Below are 22,994 nucleotides of genomic sequence, written 5' to 3' on the forward strand. Positions count from 1 at the left end.
TCGGACACGTGTTTTTCTAAGCTGGAGCCAGCCGCCTGCGGAAAGCGGAGTATAATTCCTAGAGCGTTAGCCGAAGTTCCTTATCCTAGTTCGCAATTTATCCCAACTACGGTGTAGGTACCAACAATCTATGCAATAACAGCCTTTATAGATAAGTTTAATCCAATTTTTTGAAGTAATCAAAGGATATAGCTCATAGATAATCACCGCCGACATTAACTGTCCCATACCATTCCCTCGGCCGCTATTTTTATTATTCCATTATAATATTGCTTTGCTTCTTCTGCCAGTTGATTTAGATTTCCGAATTGTGGAAGGTGGCTGAGCATTAACGTTTGTACACCTGCAGTTTCCGCTATTATGGCCCCCTCTTCACTATTCATATGACCGGCGTTTGTGCCATCCTGTCCAGCATAATAATTACAATCTGTTATAAGCAAATCTGCATTTTTCGCAAAAGCCTTCCATTCCTCTTTATAGCTTGTATCTGCTGTATAGACAATAACGCTTTCTCCATCCGTAATCCGCATTCCATAGCATGGAACTGGATGTACGGTTTCCAAAAATTGAATGGTAAATGGACCAACATTAATTTCCTTTTCCGGTTGGTAGGCTACTCCCTTTGTATACTGATGTGTTAATGATTTAAACCCTTCTTTATTCTTTGTATGGCCATATATTGGTAGTAATTTATCAGAACCTTTCACATAGAATTCAATTAGTTTCGCATATTGAAGTACACCAATATCTGCTACATGGTCATGATGGTAATGGGAAAGTACAACAGCATCCAAATCCGAAACAGGTTTATACTTTTGTAATTTAGACAAAGAACCACTGCCTACATCAAGAAGTAAAGAAAAATTATTTTTTTCAATTAAATATGCTGAAGTGGCTCCATCCCTTGCTGGGAAACCTCCCCAGCATCCAATAACCGTTAATTTCATCTTAAATCACTCCAATTCCCTAAAAAATGTTGTAACACAGTATTGACATTTTACATACTGTTATATTACAATAGGTTTAACATTAAATACGTCGTTCAAAGAGGAGGATACACAATGATCAGTGTAATTGAGTTTTTCAGAAATTTGCCTAAAAAGAAATGTTCCAACTGTGGTGAAGACATGGTACATGAGAAAGCTGATTGCTACGGTAACATCTGTGACGAATGTGATCATCCTGCAAGATAACTAAAATTGTATGGTGTGGCTGCTCCACTATATGTAAACTGTACTACAACAAAAATATTTTCTCCAACTGCAGCTATGTATAGCTGCAGTTTTTTCGTTCACATATATTTAGATGGTTCTATCTTTATCGATATTCTTATATTATAATTATTTAGTGTTACGAATTAGACATGATAAAGGAGCTTATTGATGACAATTACAACTACTAGTAGACCGAGTCGTTCCGAAGTGCCTGAAAAGCAAACATGGGATTTAACGGATTTATTTCCTAGTCATGCAGCATGGGAAGAGGAACTTGTTAATATACAAGTCGTTGTGAGTAATGTAACAGATTACAAAGGTAAATTAACTTCTGATTCAATGACATTGCTACAGGCATTAAAAGCATTGGAAATATACCAGCAACGAGTTATCCGTGTTTCCGTATATGCTAGTCTTCGTTCAAATGCTGATGGATCAGATCCTAATAATCAAAGAGATTCATCGAAAGTATCTTCAGCAATGGCACAGATAAACGCCAAACTCTCTTTCTTCCAATCGGAATTATTGACTCTTTCCGTTGAAACGATTAAACAGTTTCTTAAAGAACAACCCGAGCTGCAAACCTATCAGAAAATGTTAGTAGATTTAATGGAGGATAAAGCCCATACCCTATCACCGGAAATCGAAGAAACACTGGCAGCACTTAGCCAATTACATAACGCACCACATATGATTTATCAACGCAGTAACTCGGCAGATATGAATTTTTCTCCCATTAAGAATCAAGACGGCGTGGAGCTTCCTATGTCAGCAGCATTATACGAAGATCGTTATGAATTCTCCCCTGACACGGAAACACGACGGGCTGCATACGACTCATTTACAAGCACACTAAACCAATATAAGAATACATTGGCAGCAACCTATGCAACCGAAGTCACGAAGCAGGTTACCATGTCAAAGTTGCGTAACTATGAATCTGTAACAGACATGCTTCTGGCACCGCAACAGGTTACAAAGGAAATGTATCATAATCAATTAGCTGTCATCCAAAAAGAACTTGCACCACATATGCGCCGTTTTGCCAAGCTCAAAAAGGAAAAGCTGGGACTTGAAAAAATGCGCTATTGTGATTTAAAAGCACCACTAGACCCGGAATATAATCCGAAAACAACTTACGAGGATGCTACAGCAACAATTGTAGAAGCATTAAAAGTAATGGGTCCGGAATATACGGATATTGTAAGGGAAGGTATTGCCAATCGCTGGATTGATCGCTCTGACAATATTGGAAAGGCGAATGGGGCATTTTGCTCAAGTCCATATGGGGTACACCCATATATTCTAATCACTTGGACAGACACGATGCGTGGTGCATTTGTACTCGCACACGAACTCGGACATGCCGGGCATTTCTATCTCGCAGGTAAAAACCAAGCACTTGTGAATACCCGCCCTTCCACTTATTTTATTGAAGCACCATCAACATTAAATGAGCTATTATTAGCAGAGCATCTAATGAAAAACACGGATGATATTCGCATGAAACGCTGGGTCATTACACAGTTGCTTGGTACCTATTATCATAACTTTGTAACGCATTTATTGGAAGCTGAATACCAACGCCGCGTCTATGATTTGGCAGAACAAGGTATTCCACTAACAGCAAATGTGTTATCCAGGGAAAAAAAAGAGGCACTTGAAAATTTCTGGGGCGATAGTGTCGCTCTTGACGCGGGAGCAGGCCTAACGTGGATGCGCCAGCAGCATTATTATATGGGATTATACCCATACACCTATTCAGCAGGTCTCACTGTTTCTACAGCAGTAGCTGAGAAAATAAAAGAAGAAGGCCAACCTGCAGTCGAAAGCTGGCTCGATGTCCTAAGAGCTGGCGGCACAAAAAAACCACTTGACCTTATTAAACAAGCAGGTGTCGATATGTCTAAACCTGATGCGATTAAGATAGCCGTTGATTATGTAGGCTCTCTTGTTGATAAACTTGTTAAAAGCTACGAATAATTTATTTGAAAAATGATCAGCTAAGGCTGATCATCTTTTTTTGCCAGTTATTTATTTGCACCACTTTAAGTGAACCCCGTTAAATTAAATCCCCGAGCTTTTCTTCATGACTTGTTCAAAAATGCAAGCACATCTGTCGCGCTTTTCTCACCGTGTTCGATGCAATCTGGTATCCCAACTCCATCATAAGAACTGCCCGTCAGGAAGATTCCTGGCAACTCCTTGGATGTATTTGCACGTAGTTCGGCAACGCGTTCCAGATGACCAACATTATACTGTGGTCTGGCATTTTTATAGCGTGTAATCATGCTGAATTCTGGTTTTGCTTTTATTTTCATTATTTTATTTAAATCTTTTAAAACGATGTTTGTAATTTCCTCATCTGACAGATCCACAATTCCTTGGTCATCAGGTTTACCGACATAGCAGCGTAGTAATGCTTTGCCTTCAGGTGTTGTTGATGGCCATTTACGATGTGTCCAAGTGCAAGCTGTAATTCGGTAGTTGCTGTCCCTGCTCACTAAGAATCCTGTTCCATCGATGTCTTTTTTAATATCGGATTGATTAAAGGACATGACGACATTTGCTGTTGATGTTGCCGGAATATCATATAATGTTTTCAAAAAGTCGTATTGACTGAGCATGGCTGGTACTGCTGTATGTGGTGCAGCCATAATAACAGCATCTGCTTTATAAACCTCACCATTACTTAACAACAGATGATAGCCATGTTCTTTTTTCTCAATATGGTCAACAGCTGTATTTATAGTGATTGTGTTAGATTCCAATTTTTCTACCAGACGTTTAACTAGGGTTTCCAAGCCTTTTTCTAAAGACATGAATGCACCTTCAGCCTTCTTATCCGCCTTAGGTTTTTTCGGTACTTTTGGAAGTGATTTTTGTAGACCCTTCATTAAGCTTCCATGCTTCTGCTCTGCTTCGTAAAACAATGGATATATTGCCTTAAGACTCATTTTGTCAATATCACCTGAATGGATTCCGGATAGTAATGGATCAATCTGATGATCAACTAATTCATTACCAAACCGACGACGCATAAACATACCAAGCGATTGGTCACCTTTGACATTGCTTTTGGGGATAACTTGGTCCATCAAGGCGCGCAGTTTTCCTTTTATCGAGAATACATTGGATGCAAGTAACGGCTGTATTTCTTTCGGAACACCCATATATGCGCCCTTAGGCATTTTATGTAATTTATTTTTTATTAAAATATACGATTGCCCTGTTCCATTTCGAATGATTTGATCACTTAACCCAAGTTCTTCTACCAATTTTGCAGCAGCGGGTTTTCTTGCGAGTAGGGAATCAGGTCCAAGTTCAATCGTAAAGCCGTCCTTATGCATACTTTGAATTCTGCCTCCTAGCCGATTACTTGCTTCGACGAGTTTAACATCATAAGACAGATTGCTTTCACTTACTTGTTTTTGCAGATGGTAAGCGGCGGATAATCCCGTGATCCCGCCGCCGACAATTACAATTTTCTTTGTTTCCATTACGCTTCACTCTTTACTTTATTCCATACTACAGATGTAAGTGTACGAATAAAATCCGGGTGATCATTTGGCATGGATGGACGATGATAGTTCGCACCAAGCTCCTCACATACCACTTTACATTCATAATCATTGTCAAACAAAACTTCGAGGTGGTCTGCAATAAACCCTACTGGTGCATATATAAATGAACGATATCCCTGTTTTTCATACAATTCACGTGTTAAATCCTGTACATCTGGGCCTAACCATGGATCTGGTGTATTACCTTCACTTTGCCAACCTAATGCATAGTGTTTAATGTCCGTTTCTTTCACAATAAGTTTAGCAGTTTCGCTTAATTGTTCTGGGTATGGATCACCATTTTGCAAGATTTTTTCTGGAAGACTATGTGCTGACACGATAAGAATGGCTTTCTCTTGTTCTTCTTCCGGCATATTGCGGTAAATTTTGTTAACCCCATCAGCCCAGAACTTAATAAATCCTGGTTCTGTATACCAATCTTTAACAGATTCAATTGTAATACCATTTTTTTCAGTTTCCTTGCCGGCACGATTATTGTATGATTTCACGCTAAAAGTTGAATAATGTGGTGCCAAAACGAGAGAAACAGCTTCTCTAATACCATCTTTTGCCATCTCTTCTACCGCATCTTCAATAAAAGGTGCAATATGTTTCAAGCCAATATATGCTTTAAATTCATACTCGCTCTGTGATTCATTCAAGCTCTTTTCTAATGCATACGCCTGTTCTTCCGTAATTTTCGCCAATGGAGATATGCCCCCAATTGCCTTATAGCGATCCTTTAAATCCTGTAGTGCTTCAGGTTCAGGTTTTCTTCCATGGCGGATATGTGTGTAATAGGGTTCTATTTCTTCTTCTTTATTCGGCGTACCATATGCCATTACTAATAATCCCATTTTTTTCTTTTCCATTGATACTGCACCTCTTTGTAAAGATTCATCTATTTTCTTGTGTATACATGAATTAACTCTGTTAATTTTTTCAATGTTTCAGGTTTAATATCTGGTGTGACACCATGACCTAAATTGAAAACATATTTCCCTTGTTGCATCCCCTCGTCCAAGATTCCTTTTGTACGCTTTTCAATTGTTTCCCATTCTGTAAGCAAGATAGTTGGGTCAAGATTTCCCTGAATAACTTTTGTTACACCCATCTCACGTGCTTCCGTGATAGACGTCCGCCAGTCAAGTCCAATAACATCTACCGGCAAGTCGTTCCATTCCAGCAATAAATGTCTAGCACCTACTCCAAAAATAATTAATGGTATATTATGTTTTCGTAGCTCAGAGAAAATTTTCGTCATAACCGGTTTAATAAACACACGGTAATCTGCGGCATTTAATGAACCTACCCATGAATCGAATATTTGGATAACCTTCACACCAGCAGCAACCTGTGCATCGATATACGTAATAATCATATCTGACAATTTATCCATCAAGAGGAACCATGTCTCCGGTTCACGATACATGAGTGCCTTCGTTTTCGAGTAATTTTTGGATGGACCGCCTTCAATCATATAGCTTGCTAATGTAAACGGCGCCCCACTAAAACCAATTAGCGGTACTGTCAGTTGTTCTTCTGTTAAGAGACGAATTGTTTCCAGTACATATGAAATATCCGAAGTGGGATTTAATTCACCTAGTTTTTCGACATCGCTTAAGTTTCTAATTGGGTTAGAGATTACCGGTCCAATCCCATTCTTGATTTCAACATCTACACCCATTGCCGGTAGTGGTGTCATGATGTCTTTGTATAAGATTGCTCCATCTACACCGTAATTTTCTACCGGAAGCCTCGTTACATAGGCAGCAAGCTCGGGTTGATGGGTAATTTCAAATAACGAATACTTTTCTTTCAGTTTACGATACTCCGGCTGGGAACGTCCTGCCTGTCTCATAAACCAACCTGGTATATAATCTGTTTTTTCACCTTTATATGCTCTTAAAATTGTATCATTTAGTTTTATTGACATAAACTTCACCCTTTACTCATTCTACTGACTCCATTACTAACTATAGCGATTTCCGACATTACTGTATAGGAAAGGTGATGGTTTGTCATGAATTTGCCTCATTTAAGAGGTAATTCAAAAAGTCCGGTAAAAATGAAACTTCGAATTTCTTCGTTAGCTTGCTTTTCCGTTCCTTGGAAAAGAAAAACACTTTTCCTGCGTGCTAGATCGTTTGCTCACGTATTAAAAGCATACGTTCCGTTACCGGGAGCTACGCTGCCTCGAACTTCTCGGTCCTTTTTATCCTCCTTTTTAAATACACATATTTAGAGGTCATTCATATGGGACAGGTTCATGGCAATTTTTTACCAATCGAGTTCAACAGTTTCGGATTTTCCGCCTTCCAATTTAGACAATGGATCATACGCTACAACATAATACTTATTATTACGGAAAATTGCATTGTTTATATAGTATTCTGTTTCACCTGTTACTTCTCCAATACGTTTATCTATTCCTTCATTTTCCTGATATATACGGTAAACAACTCGGTCATCGTCCGAGCCTTCCCATGTTAGTTTACCCTGTACGAATGAAAATCCACCAAATTGATATTCAGCTGTTAGATTAGTGACTACCGGAAGAATAATCGGTTCTGGTAAATTTTCTACATTTTCAGGTTTCGTAAATTCTGCGGAAAGTGTTCCACCTGACTGCTTATCGATTTCAGTTAAAATAGATTTCGCAAGCCTTGTAGGGTATGCACTTCCAGCTGTTAAATAATGACCTTCATCAGATTTGTCATAGCCCATCCATGAAGCCATAATATATTCCGGTGTATAGCCTACAAACCAGGCATCTTTCGTTTCCCCTTCGACATACGGGTGCTGTGTGGAACCGGTTTTCCCTGCCAATGCTTTTGAGTAATCCCCAGCAGTTGCTGTACCAATCTCAACGGTGTCAACTAACATTTCTGTCATATTCCATGCTACCTGTGGACTGAAAACCTGTTTGGATTCCACTTCTGCTTCAAAAATGACTTCACCATCCCTATCAATAATCTGATCGATTGTAGTAGAATTCATTATTTCTCCATCGTCAGCAAAGGTCTGAAAGCTTTGTGCCATCTGCAAGGGGGTAACGCCATGCATCAACCCACCAAGTGCTATGGCTGTTCCTTCATCCTCAATTGGCATGCCTAACTTTTCCAAATAACTCTTGGAATAATCAATACCAATTTGATCGAGAAGCCAAACTGCAGACGTATTTTTTGACTGGATTAATGCCTCATACATTGTTACGGTATTAGCATATACACCGTCAGCATTGGAAACAGCGTATTCTGCAGTCTGTTGATCAGGCAGCAGTGTAAATGGTGTATATTTATCCTCCTGCATCATTGCCGGTCCATAAACAGCAACAGGCTTAAATACTGATCCAGGCTGTCTTTGAACGGTGACACGATTTAAGTTACCAAGCCGATAATCCCTTCCACCAATGGCAGAGACAATTTTTCCAGTACCTTCTTCTAACATGACGAAGGCCCCTTCAACACCGGCAGTATTACCAGGGAAAAATTCATCCTTTTTGTATTGTTCATACGCAATTTTCTGGATGTCTTTGTCCATATTTACAACAATCCGGTAACCACCACTTTTCAATGCATCAACAGAAAGCTGATGTTCATCAGCAGCCTCCTTCATAACCAGATCAACATAACTGTCTGTCCACGGGGTTGGCTCTTTCTTCTGCACTTGCAATCCAAGTGTCTTTCCTTGTTCATTCATTTTCGTCTCCGCCTGAATATAACCAGCATCCTCCATCGTTTGCAGCACAATATTACGTCTTTCCAGCGCTTTATCCGGATGGTTTATGGGAGAGTACCCATTTGGAGCTTTTACAAGACCAGCAAGCATTGCAGATTCTGTAAGTGTTAAGTCCTCCACCTTTTTCGAAAAAAAGAATTCTGAGGCTGCTCCGACTCCATATAATCCATGGCCAAAGTAAACTTCATTCATGTATAATTCCAGAATTTCATCCTTTGATAAATTTCTCTCGAGGTATATTGCTGCCATTGCTTCTTTTATCTTGCGGGTCCACGTTTTATCATTGTAAAGGAATAAATTTTTAGCCAACTGTTGTGTAATCGTGCTTGCACCTTCAACTTTGCTCATCGCTATAATATCCTTGTACACTGCCCTCATAATCGATTTTATATCTACACCTTCATGATCATAAAATCTTCTATCTTCAACAGCAACAAATGCATTGATTAAATGAACAGGTACTTGCTCAATAGATACGAGGGAACGATTTTCATTATATAATGTATCAATTACTTCTCCATCACGCGTTTCAATCGTTGTCGTTGCATCCATTATCAAATCTTCTTCATCCACAACGAGTTTCCCACCAAAAATGATAGTCCCGAAACCAATGAGACCAAGTAGCAGAAGGAAAATTGCAACCAATAAAATAAGTTTAACTTTTTTTCGAAAGGTAAACCGTTTCTTATCCTCTTTTACTTTTCTACGCATATGTTCACCTCTACACATTCAAATTTTATTATACGACATTTTTCGTCAAGATTAAAGAATATACTCCTTATTAGATGATAATAATTTTAAATAACAGAACGTGTAGTAATTTTGAATAAAGGGTAATTATGATACTATATTAATGACAAGGAGGTATTGTATGAAAGCATATATGACGAATGGCACAATTGATTATCTGCAAAAAATCGAACAAAAGAATCCAGACATGAACCTTCATTTAATGAACAGCAGTGAAGGTGGTATTGCTTACTATGAAGGTAGTGTAGAAAAACTATTTAATTCTGGCAGAGAATATGAGGTAATCATGGAAACAGGAGAGATTCTTAAAGAAGGTTTTGTTGTCATGAACAATATTCCTGTATCAGATGAAAGTAAACCCGGATTTGAACATCGTTTTAAAAATCGGAGTAATATGGTCGAAGGTATGCCAGGATTCCAGGCATTTCGTTTATTGAGACCGAATTCAAATAATACCTACGTCGTATTTACCCAATGGCGTACAGCTGATGATTTTGAAAACTGGAAGGAATCGAATCAATTTAAGGAAGCACATAAAAAACAAAGTGCGAAAAAACCGGCAAATATTATGGAGCAGCCCTTCTTAACTACCTGTACCATGTTAAAGGAAGAAGAATAAAAATCAGAAGCTAGCTGAAAGTAACACAGCTAGCTTCTGATTTCATTATTATTAGTTTAAAACATATTCATTAAAAAATGCTTCGTATTCTTCCTCAGGATATTGTCCAACGAGACGGGATACTTCTTCCCCATTTTCAAAATGGACTAAGGTTGGTGTAGACTCAATATTATAGCTGAGTCCTTCCTGACCAAATTCAAGCAAGTTAAATTTCTTCATGTCGACATCCATATCTTCAGCAAGTGGTGCAAGGTATGGTGTTGTATTTTGACAATATACACATGTAGGACTATAGAAATAAACCGTTACTTCTTCCCCGTTATTGATCTTTTCATTTAAATCATTCGGCAAAATGATATTTTGGTACAATGGATCGTCCAGCTGATCAATCGTAGCCTGATCCAAGTCATTTGTTCCATATGGATTTTCACTGTTTTCTAGTGCTTGATTATTCTTATAGTCAATCACAAAGAATAAAGCAATAAATAAGACGACAATTACACCAATAATAATTAACATTTTCTTCCCCATAGATTTAGTTCCTCCTCAATTCTTTTAACAGCATTAGATGCAAGATAAAGATAACAATAAATGCAATTCCAGCCAAAAATGGTATTGTAACAAATCCGAAGTAATTCACGTAAATAGCATTACATGGGACACCACCAGTACATGCTCCACCTAATTCATGAAATGCAGAGACTTTTTGTACTAAATAGTGATAAATAGAAACAATTATTCCGATCCCACTTAGGATTAGTCCTGGTAATGCGACATTAATTTCCTTCTTAATAGCTGCCACACCATAAATAATTACAAGTGGATACATTAAAATACGTTGGTACCAGCACAATTCACACGGTATATATCCCATTACCTCAGAGTAGAATAAACTCCCTGCCAACGCCAGAAAGGCTTGTACCCATATGAGCAGTAGTAAATTTTCTGCTTTCTTGGTCATAAGAACAATCCTCTCTAAGTATATAAAGTACATTAGTATTATACAAATGTACCGAATTAAATACAATATATTGTTCTCGGAATCAAGTGCAATTTGACAGTTTATTGAACATCCTATACTTTCTTGTCGTACATATTATGACCCATTTATAGAAAGCATGTACCCCGGTTTAATATGTCGAGCTATTTTTTTTGAAAAACTCATATAGATAAATAAACGCTACCAAACACATAAATCCGATTCCAAATCCGGCCAGTACGTCTGTTAGATAATGGACATTAATTACATATCTGCTGATTCCGACTAGAAATATAAGTAAGGCGAAAATTAGATGCGTAACTAAAGCCACTTTCATTGACCTTATCTTTTTCCTTAGAAAATAGACTAGCAAACCATAACATACTATTGATATCATCGCATGTCCCGAAGGAAAACTATACCCCTCCGCATCTAATGCAATGGAGATACTAGGCCTTTCCCTATCAACCATTTTTTTTATAAGGATATTCAACACATGCGTCATTAATGTTCCACTAGCAAAGATGAATGCAGCAAACCAATTTTTAAGCAAGACTCCTATTACGATAGCCATTATAATAACAAATGGTGTTAGAAAGGAACCAGAGCCAAGCTTCGTAAGGTAATAGAAAACATCATAAATAATGGAATTGTCCAGTATCATTACCAGTTCTCTTGTCCAACGATCAATATATGGAACATAGCCCTTGATGATCTGAATAACCCATAGTCCTATCAATAATAAAATAAGCAAACAAAATAAAATCAAAGATTTTCTATTCTTCATTAACTAATGCCTCCCTTTATTATCATACATCAAATTTATGTTTAAAAAAAATATAGCAGGGTATTTCATTAGTATACTAATAATTAAAAAGGCAGGGGTCGTACTAATGGAAAAAGAATTACAACAGTTAATCGATGGTTTAAATGAAGACTTAGCACATGAATATGGAGCAGCAATACAATACACTTATAGTGCATCCGTTGTATCTGGCTTATATCGTTCCGCATTGAAACCTTTCTTTGAGGAAGAAATTACTGATGAACTTGGACATGCATTATATTTATCAGAGAAGATTAAATCACTTGGTGGTATACCGACAACAAAATCTGCAGAAGTACCACAACCAACAGAAGTTAAAGAACTATTGGAGGCTACGCTTCAAGCAGAATCAGATACAATTAAACGATATGAAGAACGTAAAAAACAGGCCGAGTCGCTTAGCTTAACAGAACTCGTTGTCAAACTGGAAGATTTAATTTCTGATGAGACACACCATAAAGAAGAAGTTGAACGCTTACTTGCTGATCCGAGATTTTCTTAATATATTGGAACCCCCTTTGATAAAGGATGGCTGTTTAAAGCCATCCTTTATTTTTTTCTCATTTATAAGCTTTGTTTTTCAGAAAATCTATATACCTTCAATCGAAATGAAACCTATTGTTTGGGGTGTGTAAAATTAAAATGTTAGAATAGTGTTATAATAATATCAGTGGTTTGATTACTTAGGAGAGTCCTATACGCTTAAAAAAATGAAGTAAAGGTGGAAATAATCATGTTAGAAAACATACATAAATCAATCGATGAAATATATCCAGAAATGGTTGAAATTCGCAGGTACTTGCATCAATACCCAGAACTATCTTTTCAGGAAACTAAAACAGCTCAATATATCGCAGAATACTATGAACAGCTAGAAATCCCATATATAGCCAATGTAGGTGGAAATGGGGTTATTGCTACACTTAAAGGTGATAAGCCAGGTAAAACAGTTGCTTTAAGAGCTGACTTTGATGCATTGCCAATTCAGGACGAAAAGGATGTTCTCTATAAATCGAAAGTCCCTGGTGTCATGCATGCTTGCGGTCATGACGGACATACGGCCACATTGCTAACACTTGCAAAAGTAATGAAGGAATACCAAGATGAATTGGAAGGAACCATTGTATTTCTACACCAACATGCAGAAGAATATGCTCCAGGTGGGGCAAAACCAATGATTGAATCCGGCGCCCTAAAAAATGTCGATGCAGTGTTTGGCAACCATTTATGGGCTACCCTTCCTGTTGGTTTATTACAAACTTCGAAATCTGTCATGATGGCTGGGGCTGATCGCTTCGAGCTTACGATTCAAGGTCAAGGAGGTCATGGTGCATACCCACAAGAAACAAAAGATGCCATTGTAATTGCATCGGAAGTTGTTTCCCAATTGCAACAAATTGTCAGCAGAAGATTGGATCCATTAGAAACCGCAGTTATTACAATCGGAATCTTTCAAGCAGGAACTGCCTTCAATATTATCGCAGACCAGGCAAAATTAACCGGTACTGTCCGATATACAAACCCAGATATACAAGAAAAAATTATCGGTGAAATAGAGAAAATCATTAAAGGTATATGCATTTCAAATGATGCAGACTATACCTTGGATTATTTGAAAGGCTACCCACCATTAATCAACCATCCAGAAGAAGCCGAAATTGTGCTGGAGGCAAGCAAGAATATTGTAGAAATTTACAAAGCTGAGGAAACTTCTCCATATATGGCTGGGGAGGATTTTGCCTACTACACAATGGAAAAACCGGGTGCATTCTTTTTTACAGGGGCAAATAAAGCTGGTAATCCATACCCACATCACCATCCTAAATTTGATATTGACGAGAAATCCATGCCAATCGCCGCTAAGACTTTGATTGGAGCTTATTTTGGCTTTCAGCGTTCAACAAGATAAATTTCTATCGGAGACCACCTCTCATAACGGATTACGTTTCCGATCCATAAAATTTGAATTTATGCGAAAAATAAATTCAAATTGCATACCATACTGTATCTTTAAATAAGGTACACTTTGGCTGTATGAATAGCCGAATTCAATTTGAACTCGGCTGTTTTTGTGCTTTTACAATTAGGAATTAAAATTAATTTATCTCATTAAAACATGACTACAAATTGCTATGCAAATTTTGTAGTCATGTTTTATCTTAATGTATCCGAATGGTAATCCCCTGATTACCATTGGACTTCATTTTATTTCATACGCGGTCTAATATAACCATTAACAAACACTACTGTAAATGTTCCCCCCACGGCAAGTGCAAGAATAAATCCTAAATATTCTCCTACCAACAGGAATAATAGGGAGAAAATAATTACTTGGATTCCACTAAGCTGGTAAATGATTTTTATAACTGCATCCCTTTTCGTTGCAATATCTACGGGATAAAGATCAAGCCAAATGTTCGTTCGATGGTGTTGGTACAGTGTCATCATCTGGAAAGTACTTAAATACAAAAATAGAATAGCAAATATTAATTTCATCCATAAATTGGGGATAAAATAAATAAATAATCCACCGAGCACAATCAGACGAAGGTACATTCCGAGGTAATCACCGCTTCGGATAAAAGAAATGCGGAATAAGTAATCATAGGTAGCACTCTTTTCAAAAGGTATTGCTTTGCTTAATAAATTGACCAACCATTGTCTCTTTTTCACACGATTTTTCAAATGCGGAACATCTGCAAACATGTTAGCCATGCGATAAAATGCCTGCATCCGATCACGATCCTTTTCAACAAGCATATCCCATACAATACCAGACTGCTTATTCGATAAATAGTAATCATAAAGGAATACAACAACAAAAAGAATGGAACTTATTCCGGCAAACAGCATTTCGCCTTTGATAATAAAGTAAAATATAACGATATTTAGTACCGTTCGAATGAAGATGTCTGTATTTCTGGTTCCTGGCTCCCTTATTTTAAGCATCCACCAGTTTGAAAGTAAATTTGCTACCTTAAAAGTGAGCAAAACAGCAAGTGTCAATAAATAAATATTGCCTTGCCTGTCCGAATAGGTTGTAAAATATAATGGACCAAATGCTGCTGCAAAAAGCAAAAGTAAGTACAATTGAATGACAAAACTGTATATAAGCGAATTACGAAAATATGGTCCCATCTTACTTTCAGCTACAATTATGAAAACAAGGTCCGGTTCTTTCAGCAACGTTCGGATTGGACTGTAGCTTACAATCAATCCGAAGACCACCCCGATAATAAGTGCTGTAGGAAAATCTTCTGGTAACTGTGCTAGCCATTGTTGATAATAATATGCAGATGCAGAAATAAAAAACAGGATGGCAAATACCATATGACTATTGAATATGTATTTTAAATAACGGCTCGTCTCTTTTATATGAGATGAAAGCCGTTTTTTATAAAATTCATGCGAATCAAACATGGCTATCTTCTTCCTTTGTCAATTGCACGTATAAATCGTCAAGTGTTGCGCCCGGCATATTAAAGCTTTCGCGTAATTCTTCAAGTGTCCCAATTGCTCTTGCCTTTCCATCATGTAAAATAACAAAGCGATCACAATAACGCTCGGCTGTCGCGAGAATATGTGTGGACATCAATACACCAGATCCATTATTTTTCATTCCATCCATCAATTGCAAATACGATTGAATACCCAATGGATCCAGACCAACAAACGGTTCATCCACAATATATAATGGAGGTTCGATTAAAAACGCACACATAATCATTACTTTTTGACGCATTCCTTTTGAAAAATGGACAGGAAACCAGTTTAGCTTTTTTTCCAAACGGAATTCCTTTAGCAGTGGTGGCAGCCTTTTCTCAAAAGTATCTTCCGGGATACCATATGCCATTGCCGTTAAGCGTAGGTGCTCATGTAATGTTAATTCATCATATAAAATTGGCATTTCTGGAATATATGCCAGTTGGTTCCGATATGTTTCTGGATTCTCATGATATGACTTACCGTTCACACGGACCGTTCCTTTTTTGGGCTGCATTAATCCGATAACATGTTTAATCGTTGTACTCTTCCCTGCCCCATTGAGTCCAATCAGTCCAACGATTTCCTTTGGGTTTACATCAAAGGAAATGCCATGCAATACATTTTTATGTGTATATCCACCATGCAGGTTATCAATATGTAATAATGATTCCACAAGAGTCCCTCCTCTTTACTACTCTGATTTTATCATTATTGGGATGTATTGCCAAAGTCAAACCTTACAACAAATTCCGTCATTTTTTACTTTTCATGTATAAGTTGAACTTTTCGGCACAAAATAGAAAGGAAGAAACGGGGATGTTTCACCGCAACAAAATCTGTTATAGCGTAAATGAGGTGTCGGCGATCGAATATCTAATGTAATTTCGTGTAAAAAACACAAATGAGGTGTTAGTGTTCGATAATTGTGCTAAATTTCGTAATAAAACTCAGATGGGGTGTTAGCGTTGGGATATGAATAGGTTAAATAAACCATTTTACCAAAGTCCACTTCGAGTGAAATGGACAATTGGTATGACGGTTTGTAAATTATGATTGTTTCATCCACACATGATTTACTAATTTGTTTACCTTTCCCATGCATGAAGTGACACATCCCCTTTCTTCTTTAAGCAGGCAGGTCCGTGTAAAAAGCGGACTTAGCCTGTTTCTTTATTTTTGGCTCTTTTCGCACCTTATTGCTTTCTGGCTTTCAATCAGGTGCAGAAACTTCGGCAACCGCTCTAAATACACTGCGCGCATCCTAAGGCATAGGTGAACCCCTTCATGCTGAAGCATTTCAGGGTCTCACCTATGCCTTTCTTCCCGTAGGATCTTCGTGTATTTCCCAGTGCTAATTAGAAGTTTAAAATCTATTAACTGCATTAGTGATTGTTAAAAAATATATTCATACACCTTCACCAGTCCGGCATCGCTGTGGGCGGTGACTCCTCGAAAATACAAACCAATTTTCTTACGAAGATGCAAATGCTGCCGAAGCCTTCCTTGTCCTGCGAGAATAGCACGTGTCCGAAGACCAAAAGAGTGATTTTCTCTTCGGGTCTTTAGGCCATGCCCTAAGGTGCGCATCCGCCCGCAGCAATCCCGGACGGCAGCTAAAGCACACGTCTTTTGATATCTGCTAGCAAGTTACGTCGTATTTCATCTCGACTACGGGGCAGATGACAACAATCTATGCGAAAACAGCCTTATTTTTATACGTTATCCCTTTCTTTATCAAAAAATAAAAGTAATCGCTTTACTTTTCTAATTGAAACTTTATACAATAAGACTACGACTACGATTATTAAAGGAGAGATGATTTTACGATGGAACATGATGATTGTATTTTCTGTAAAATTATTAAAGGAGATATCCCTTCCGCAAAGGTATATGAAGATGAGCATGTATATGCATTCCTTGACCTGAGCCAAGTAACAAAAGGCCATACTTTGGTTATTCCAAAAACACATACGAAAAACATTTTTGAAACACCTCCAGAAGTAGCGAAAGAATTATTTTCAAGGGTACCTGTGATTGCAAATGCAATTAAGAAAACCTATAACCCACTTGGAATGAATCTGTTAAATAATAATGAAGCCGCAGCAGAACAATCCGTTTTCCACCTGCATATTCATATTATTCCTAGATATGGAAATGGCGATGGCTACACACCAAACTGGACCGTACATACAGATGATTACTCTTCCGAAGATTTGCAGAATATTGCCAAGGAAATAAAAGTGAATGTCAAATAGCGGATCAAAAATTAACTTTACTGAAAATTAATGCTTTTTATTTGTAGATGTTTCTGTTATAATAGTTTTAATTTCCGCAACTGACAATAGTGTACAGTTGGGAAAAAATGAGTGTAGCATAGTAGAGGAGAGTTTAAAAATGAATACAAGAATTTTAGTCATTTTATCACTATTGGTAGGAATTGGTACAGTTCTTCATGCTTTTGTGCCACCAATGCTTTTTGGAGTAAAACCTGATATGCTTTTATCTATGATGTTTTTGGGGATTTTGCTTTTTCCTAAAACGAAATACGTTCTTATTTTATCTATTGCTTCAGGTGTCATATCTGCATTAACTACTTCCGCGCCAGGTGGTCAAATTGCCAATATCATTGATAAACCAATTACAGCATTCCTTTTCTTCGCAATGTTTTTATTGCTAAAGGATAGAATTAACATCAATATCAGTGCACCGGTACTTACTGCTGTTGGTACAATGATCAGTGGTTCCATATTTCTTTCCGTAGCCTTATATATCTTAGGTTTAATGGAAGGTGGATTCTTGGCTTTATTTGTGGGAATGGTTCTACCCGCGGCTGTCCTGAATACCATTATTATGATTATTGTTTATCCAATAATCCAAAGTATTATGAAGAGATCAAAACCACTTACGGTTGCTTAATAAGATTAACCTAGGAAGTCCTCTGGCAAAAAAATGCCAGAGGACTTTTTAGCCACAAAAATTTTCTTTTCAAAATAAGGTTTGGTAGCAGTATCAAAAGAGGAAATGATATACTAGAGTCAGGAAAGGAGCGTATTATTATGTCTAGTGGAAAATCATTGGTATTGGGACTTTTTGTTGGGGGTACTGTCAGTGCTGCGATTACATTATTAAGCACACCAGCATCCGGCAGCTCTATAAGAGGTCGTGTTAAAGATCAAGGTATGGAGCTTAGGAATTTATTATCAACTCTGAAAGAAGATGGGTTACGACTAAAGGACCAACTTAGGGAAACTTCTAAAGAGGGTGCTGGCTTAATTAAGGAACTGACAGAGGAAATCAAAAGTTCTGTTGAAGATTGGAAAGAAACAGTTGAACCACATCAGGATAGTATTTACCAATCTTTAGAACAAATTGAAACGAGTATTAGAGATCTTGAAAATAAGATGAAAACACAATAATCTTACATGAATGATAAGGAGCTTTTTCCTAAGAGGAAAAGCTCCTTATCTTCTTCTATATTCATTTTCTTTCAAGATTTTAGAGAATTCTTCCATTAGTAAGGGATAATGTCCTTCTTTTTTAAAAGCATATATCGTTTTATCAGGATGTAACTTTTCGTTCAGCATCCCGGCAAAGTGTATTAATAAGGAAGTAAAATTCAAAAACCCCTCCTCTTTCTGCAATTCATAGGTTTTATTCAGACCATGAACCATCTCCATGAGTTCCTCGTACTCCGCGCGTGAAATATTATTTTCTATTATTAATTTAATCAAGGGGTATTGGTTCATATCAATTATTTTTGAAAGTAATTGTATATGAAAAGATGGATCTTCATTTGTTTGATTACATGCTTCCAATCCTTTACTCCCCCTTTAAATAAAAACGATAAAATATACGTAATTACATTGTACCGTAAAAACAGAAAATATACGTAAAACATCTTTAAAAAAGTTTACAAATAAATCCTCTAAAAACTATTGCATTTTATTCGCAATCATACTATTATTCATGAAGTGCTTCAAAGCATAGTTATCAAACATTAAAATGAATTTGAGGTGATTCACAGATGAATTGCTGGAAATCTATAAATATAGCAAAAGAATTCGGACAACATCGTCTGCTATTAATTTCGTTAATTATTGGTGTCTTGTCATTTATATTTTTATTTGTTCCTATTTCACTTTTACACGGAACGACCACTGTAAATGAGTCTGGTATCCTGCCCTTTATGATTGCATTATTACTATTACCATTTTTACACTCATTTGTGAATATGCTATCACTGATTACAATGCAAAAACAAACTAAAATCTATTTTAAATCTAAAGTCAAATGTTTTCCATCTTTTCATACGGAGGCCCATTTATCTAAATTGGAATCCCTAATGGTTAGTTTAGCGCCAACACTTTTTATTACGTTACCCGGTTTGATTGCGAGTCTCGTGGTTGCTGATTTTTATGTATATATTTTATTATTTACATGTATCCATATTGGTATAACATTTATCGATTTCTTACATGTTCTTCATATTATTAAAGCTCCCAGAAGAGCCTATATTCAAAATGCCCATGATGGATTAGATATCCTTGTTAAAGAATAGATATACTATTTTCCTATTAGTAGAATTTGGATTCAGGCTTGCCTGGATCCTTTTATATTTACACTATTTTCGTAACAATGTTTGTGACTACGGTTACCCGTCCTGCCGAAAATAATTGTTGCTATAATGCTCACAGTTGAGATTGCTGCGACATAAAACAATAAACTTCGGCGACTGCTCTGGAAAATACAAATTGCGCATCCTAAGGCATAGGAGTCTCCGTGTATTTCCCAGAGCTGGTTAGAAAATTGTTGCCAGTTCTCTGCATTCATAAAAAAGATAAAAAGATAAATCTCATTATATAGGTTTACCAGTCGGGGATTGCTCTGGGCGGTGACTCCTCAGGGAACAGCACGTATCTGAAGACGCCGCAGAGTCGGTTTCTCGAGGAGCCTGAGTCCGTGCCCTAAGGATAATCCGCCAAAGAGAAATCCCGGACGGCAGCAAGAGAACACATTTAGTAAATAAGCCTAAAGTTACTTCGTAGCAGTTTATATGTTTTGTAGCAATAACAAGATATCTTGCGGTGGGATGAGTAATCGCAGTCCCGATCTTTTAAAAAACATTTATAAAAAGTAAAGTTTTGAATGGATAACAAAGTCATTTTTCCTAATTAGCCTGTTCATTCTTACTGCTTTTTGGTAGAGTAAAGGATATGGGATTTAAGGGGGAAATAGATTATGGTTATCTTTTATTTGATATACGCATTTATAGTTTTACTGATTTTTAACTTTCTTATTGGGAGATTTTGCGCTAAAATGCAATTTAATCAAACAAAGCAAGCCAAGAACTTCAGAGTGATTAATATGATTATGGTCACATTATTAGTATGCTCTTACTTACGTGTTCTTAATGTGGCAGTTTAAAGGTATTTTATAGGTATTTTATATACGACTATTTATTTCAAGTTAAAGTATGATATATTTATGATTGTAAAAACTAGAAGTAACTAAAGACTAGGAGTGTTTATTAAATATGAAAAAATTGGCATTGGCCGCTACCTTAACAGCTGGTATATTCACATTGGCTGCATGTAGCTCAGACGAAGCAAATACTGAAGCAGTAGTTGAATCCACTGCAGGAGATATTACAAAAGAAGAATTTTATGAAGAACTAAAAGACCGTAATGGTGAAGCAATTCTTTCGGAAATGGTAACCATAAAGGTTCTTGAAGATAAATATGAAGTTACGGATGAACAAGTCGATGCAGAAATCGAAGCTGCTAAAGATCAATTCGGTGACCAATTTGAAATGGTACTTCAACAAAGTGGTTTTGCTGATGAAGAAGCCTATAGAGATGTAGTCTACATAAGCTTATTACAAGAAGCTGCATTAACAGAGGATGTTGAAGTATCTGATGAAGAAATACAAACTAGATATGACCGTATGGGAACAGAAATTGATGCCCAACATATACTAGTTGCTGATGAAGAAACTGCAAATGAAGTAAAAACAAAACTTGATGAAGGTGGAGACTTTGCAGAACTTGCTGCTGAATACTCTACAGATGGTTCCGCACAAGATGGTGGAAACTTAGGTTATTTCACTGTTGGTGATATGGTTCCTGAGTTTGAAGAAAAAGCGTACAGTATGGAAGTTGGAGAAGTTAGTGAGCCAGTTGCATCTGACTTTGGTTTCCACATCATAAAAGTGAATGATAAACGTGAAACAGAGGAACCAGTTGGCGAATTAGAAGATGTTAAAGATGATATCAAACGAGACTTGGCTGCTTCCAAACTGGATATGACAAAAGCACAAGAAAAAATTAATAGTTTGGTACAGGATGCAGAAGTCAAAGTTAATGTAGAAGGATATGAAGATTTATTTGCACCACCAGAAGAAACAGAGGAAAAAACTGAAACTGAAACTGAAACAAATGAAGAAACCGAAGAAGAACCACAGGAATAATAAATCAACAGGCTGTCAAGGTGTAGTTAAACCCTGACAGCCTGTTTTAATTAGACCCCTGCTATTTACTTGCTTCACGTTTCTGTCTATCCTCTTGTATGCGTTCCAGATAAATGTTTCCCTCTCGTTCAATAAATTGCTGGTCCAATTTTCTTTCTGCAAGCATTGCACGATAAGCCATATACCCACTAAGGAAAATCAGGATAATCACAGCGAAAACCCATAAAGGAATTGCTTCCATCATTTATCCTCCTTGTCCAATCCTTTCTATCATATATATGAACAAAAACGAGAAAAATAACTACGGATTAATTTTCTTTTAGAAAACTTGGTTGTCACCAAGCTTTTAAGGGACGACATTAGTTGCATTTTTGCAGTGAGAAGTTATTTATAAATCCTTAACTGTTGAATAAAGGTTTGTAAAAAGCTCGATTATCCATCGCAAACATCCGCTCGGTAAACTCTCCAGGTTTGACTTTATCAAGTGCCCGATTAAGCATATTCATTTTTGCATCAATTAAATCGATTAGATGAAGCAACTCTGCTTCACGTACCAATGGAGGTGTCGGACTCCCCCACTCTGCTTTCCCATGATGGCTTAAGACCAAATGCTTAAGAATTAATACTTCTTCCCCTTCTATTTGCAGTTCTCTTGCCATCAAACCAATTTCTTCCACCATGATTGGAATATGCCCAAGTAACTTCCCTTGTAAAGTATATGAAGTTGTTATGACACCGGATAACTCCTTTAATTTTCCAATATCATGTAAAATAATACCCGCGTACAATAAATCCTTATTCAATTCTGGGTATAATTTATGTAGTTCCTTCCCCACTTGAAGCATACTAACGATATGGTGAGCCAATCCTGATGCATATTCATGATGGTTTTTCGATGCCGCCGGATAGGTAAGCAGGCCTTCTTGATATTTTTTTATAAAAGCTCGTACCATTCGCTGGATGATAGGATTTTGCATTTCAAAAATAGCTTCCGTCAGTTTTTCTGATAAATATGCCTTATCAACTGGCGCCTTTTCTACAAAGTCTGTTACTTGTACACCATCTGTTGGTTGTGCCGGGCGCAATGATAGAATCTTTAATTGCGATTTCCCCCTGAACTGATTGACTTCACCCGTCACTCTAATAATCTGTTCGGCAGTAAAAAGCGATTCATCTTCCTTTGTTGCATCCCAGAGTTTTGATTCAATTTCACCTGTTGCATCCCGAAGTATCAGAGTGAGGAATGCCTTCCCATTACTTGCCACCCCTTTGGTAGCTTCCTTGATTAATAGAAAGTCATCAAATGTATCACCTACTGAACTATAGCCAATTCCTTGTCTCAATTGCTTC

23 protein-coding genes are annotated in these 22,994 nt (G+C 37.2%); 10 read left to right on the top strand and 13 right to left on the bottom strand.

Going from position 1 to position 22,994, the window contains the following annotated elements; genetic code table 11:
• Nucleotides 1-215 precede the first annotated feature (215 nt).
• Entirely contained in the window at nucleotides 216-947 is a 732-nt protein-coding gene (locus BV906_RS09770; RefSeq protein ID WP_087973336.1) for an MBL fold metallo-hydrolase, read from the bottom strand.
• Nucleotides 948-1,061: 114 nt separating this feature from the next.
• Between BV906_RS09770 and yhfH the strand changes: the two genes are divergently transcribed.
• A complete protein-coding gene (gene yhfH / locus BV906_RS09775; protein ID WP_087973337.1) occupies nucleotides 1,062-1,193 on the top strand; it encodes a protein YhfH in 132 nt (43 codons plus the stop codon).
• A gap of 189 nt (nucleotides 1,194-1,382) precedes the next feature.
• Entirely contained in the window at nucleotides 1,383-3,197 is a 1,815-nt protein-coding gene (gene pepF, locus BV906_RS09780; RefSeq protein ID WP_087973338.1) for an oligoendopeptidase F, read from the top strand.
• Between the two features lie 104 nt (nucleotides 3,198-3,301).
• On the opposite strand, the gene hemY is transcribed toward pepF, so the two are convergent.
• From hemY to BV906_RS09800, 4 genes are all read right to left on the bottom strand, one after another.
• Nucleotides 3,302-4,714: a protoporphyrinogen oxidase gene (gene hemY / locus BV906_RS09785; protein ID WP_087973339.1), complete on the bottom strand. Its 1,413-nt coding sequence runs from the start codon at nucleotides 4,712-4,714 to the stop codon at nucleotides 3,302-3,304.
• Nucleotides 4,714-5,649 carry a ferrochelatase gene (gene hemH, locus BV906_RS09790; protein WP_087973340.1) on the bottom strand — a complete coding sequence of 312 codons (936 nt, stop codon included), beginning with the start codon at nucleotides 5,647-5,649 and terminating at the stop codon, nucleotides 4,714-4,716. Before hemH ends, hemY begins: the two co-directional genes overlap by 1 nt.
• Nucleotides 5,650-5,678: 29 nt before the next feature.
• Nucleotides 5,679-6,713 carry a uroporphyrinogen decarboxylase gene (gene hemE, locus BV906_RS09795; RefSeq protein WP_087973341.1) on the bottom strand — a complete coding sequence of 345 codons (1,035 nt, stop codon included), beginning with the start codon at nucleotides 6,711-6,713 and terminating at the stop codon, nucleotides 5,679-5,681.
• A gap of 344 nt (nucleotides 6,714-7,057) precedes the next feature.
• Complete coding sequence (locus tag BV906_RS09800) at nucleotides 7,058-9,229, bottom strand: transglycosylase domain-containing protein (RefSeq protein WP_087973342.1); 2,172 nt, start codon at nucleotides 9,227-9,229, stop codon at nucleotides 7,058-7,060.
• Between the two features lie 160 nt (nucleotides 9,230-9,389).
• Here BV906_RS09800 and BV906_RS09805 point away from each other — a divergent pair, with 160 nt between their 5' ends.
• Nucleotides 9,390-9,887 (top strand): antibiotic biosynthesis monooxygenase family protein, encoded by a 498-nt coding sequence (locus BV906_RS09805; protein WP_087973343.1) that lies wholly within the window; start codon nucleotides 9,390-9,392, stop codon nucleotides 9,885-9,887.
• A 51-nt stretch (nucleotides 9,888-9,938) separates the two neighbouring features.
• On the opposite strand, the gene BV906_RS09810 is transcribed toward BV906_RS09805, so the two are convergent.
• The 3 genes from BV906_RS09810 to BV906_RS09820 form a co-directional block, all read right to left on the bottom strand.
• Nucleotides 9,939-10,418: a thioredoxin family protein gene (locus BV906_RS09810; protein ID WP_087973344.1), complete on the bottom strand. Its 480-nt coding sequence runs from the start codon at nucleotides 10,416-10,418 to the stop codon at nucleotides 9,939-9,941.
• Nucleotides 10,419-10,422: 4 nt separating this feature from the next.
• On the bottom strand, nucleotides 10,423-10,848 hold the full coding sequence (locus BV906_RS09815; protein ID WP_176330306.1) for a disulfide oxidoreductase: 426 nt from the start codon (nucleotides 10,846-10,848) through the stop codon (nucleotides 10,423-10,425).
• 169 nt (nucleotides 10,849-11,017) lie between these two features.
• Nucleotides 11,018-11,653, bottom strand: a complete 636-nt coding sequence (locus tag BV906_RS09820; protein ID WP_087973345.1) for a phosphatase PAP2 family protein — start codon at nucleotides 11,651-11,653, stop codon at nucleotides 11,018-11,020.
• A 106-nt stretch (nucleotides 11,654-11,759) separates the two neighbouring features.
• Here BV906_RS09820 and BV906_RS09825 point away from each other — a divergent pair, with 106 nt between their 5' ends.
• Both BV906_RS09825 and BV906_RS09830 read left to right on the top strand, forming a co-directional pair.
• Nucleotides 11,760-12,194: a ferritin-like domain-containing protein gene (locus tag BV906_RS09825; protein WP_087973346.1), complete on the top strand. Its 435-nt coding sequence runs from the start codon at nucleotides 11,760-11,762 to the stop codon at nucleotides 12,192-12,194.
• A gap of 231 nt (nucleotides 12,195-12,425) precedes the next feature.
• Nucleotides 12,426-13,601 (top strand): amidohydrolase, encoded by a 1,176-nt coding sequence (locus BV906_RS09830; RefSeq protein WP_087973347.1) that lies wholly within the window; start codon nucleotides 12,426-12,428, stop codon nucleotides 13,599-13,601.
• A 296-nt stretch (nucleotides 13,602-13,897) separates the two neighbouring features.
• On the opposite strand, the gene BV906_RS09835 is transcribed toward BV906_RS09830, so the two are convergent.
• Both BV906_RS09835 and BV906_RS09840 read right to left on the bottom strand, forming a co-directional pair.
• Nucleotides 13,898-15,112 (bottom strand): ABC transporter permease, encoded by a 1,215-nt coding sequence (locus BV906_RS09835; protein WP_087973348.1) that lies wholly within the window; start codon nucleotides 15,110-15,112, stop codon nucleotides 13,898-13,900.
• Nucleotides 15,105-15,851: an ABC transporter ATP-binding protein gene (locus tag BV906_RS09840; protein ID WP_087973349.1), complete on the bottom strand. Its 747-nt coding sequence runs from the start codon at nucleotides 15,849-15,851 to the stop codon at nucleotides 15,105-15,107. The genes BV906_RS09835 and BV906_RS09840 overlap by 8 nt, the downstream gene beginning before the upstream one ends.
• Before the next feature lie 1,153 nt (nucleotides 15,852-17,004).
• Between BV906_RS09840 and BV906_RS09845 the strand changes: the two genes are divergently transcribed.
• From BV906_RS09845 to BV906_RS09855, 3 genes are all read left to right on the top strand, one after another.
• Nucleotides 17,005-17,433, top strand: coding sequence for an HIT family protein (locus BV906_RS09845; RefSeq protein ID WP_087973350.1), 429 nt, complete (start codon nucleotides 17,005-17,007; stop codon nucleotides 17,431-17,433).
• Nucleotides 17,434-17,572: 139 nt separating this feature from the next.
• Nucleotides 17,573-18,094 carry a tryptophan transporter gene (locus BV906_RS09850; RefSeq protein ID WP_087973351.1) on the top strand — a complete coding sequence of 174 codons (522 nt, stop codon included), beginning with the start codon at nucleotides 17,573-17,575 and terminating at the stop codon, nucleotides 18,092-18,094.
• Between the two features lie 140 nt (nucleotides 18,095-18,234).
• A complete protein-coding gene (locus BV906_RS09855) occupies nucleotides 18,235-18,594 on the top strand; it encodes a YtxH domain-containing protein (protein ID WP_087973352.1) in 360 nt (119 codons plus the stop codon).
• 45 nt (nucleotides 18,595-18,639) lie between these two features.
• Here BV906_RS09855 and BV906_RS09860 read toward each other — a convergent pair whose 3' ends face one another.
• On the bottom strand, nucleotides 18,640-18,993 hold the full coding sequence (locus BV906_RS09860; RefSeq protein ID WP_245844030.1) for a DUF1878 family protein: 354 nt from the start codon (nucleotides 18,991-18,993) through the stop codon (nucleotides 18,640-18,642).
• Nucleotides 18,994-19,202: 209 nt separating this feature from the next.
• Between BV906_RS09860 and BV906_RS09865 the strand changes: the two genes are divergently transcribed.
• Nucleotides 19,203-19,736: a DUF3267 domain-containing protein gene (locus tag BV906_RS09865; RefSeq protein ID WP_087973353.1), complete on the top strand. Its 534-nt coding sequence runs from the start codon at nucleotides 19,203-19,205 to the stop codon at nucleotides 19,734-19,736.
• 975 nt (nucleotides 19,737-20,711) lie between these two features.
• On the top strand, nucleotides 20,712-21,644 hold the full coding sequence (locus BV906_RS09875; protein ID WP_087973355.1) for a peptidylprolyl isomerase: 933 nt from the start codon (nucleotides 20,712-20,714) through the stop codon (nucleotides 21,642-21,644).
• Nucleotides 21,645-21,705: 61 nt separating this feature from the next.
• Here BV906_RS09875 and BV906_RS09880 read toward each other — a convergent pair whose 3' ends face one another.
• Together BV906_RS09880 and yhaM are read right to left on the bottom strand one after the other, a co-directional pair.
• On the bottom strand, nucleotides 21,706-21,885 hold the full coding sequence (locus tag BV906_RS09880; protein WP_087973356.1) for a sporulation YhaL family protein: 180 nt from the start codon (nucleotides 21,883-21,885) through the stop codon (nucleotides 21,706-21,708).
• 157 nt (nucleotides 21,886-22,042) lie between these two features.
• The gene (gene yhaM, locus BV906_RS09885; RefSeq protein ID WP_087973357.1) at nucleotides 22,043-22,987 is read right to left on the bottom strand and encodes a 3'-5' exoribonuclease YhaM; all 945 of its coding nucleotides are present in this window, start codon (nucleotides 22,985-22,987) and stop codon (nucleotides 22,043-22,045) included.
• Between the last annotated feature and the right edge of the window lie 7 nt (nucleotides 22,988-22,994).

The organism is Oceanobacillus rekensis, from assembly GCF_002153375.1.
Classification (GTDB): Bacteria; Bacillota; Bacilli; order Bacillales; family Amphibacillaceae; genus Oceanobacillus; species Oceanobacillus rekensis.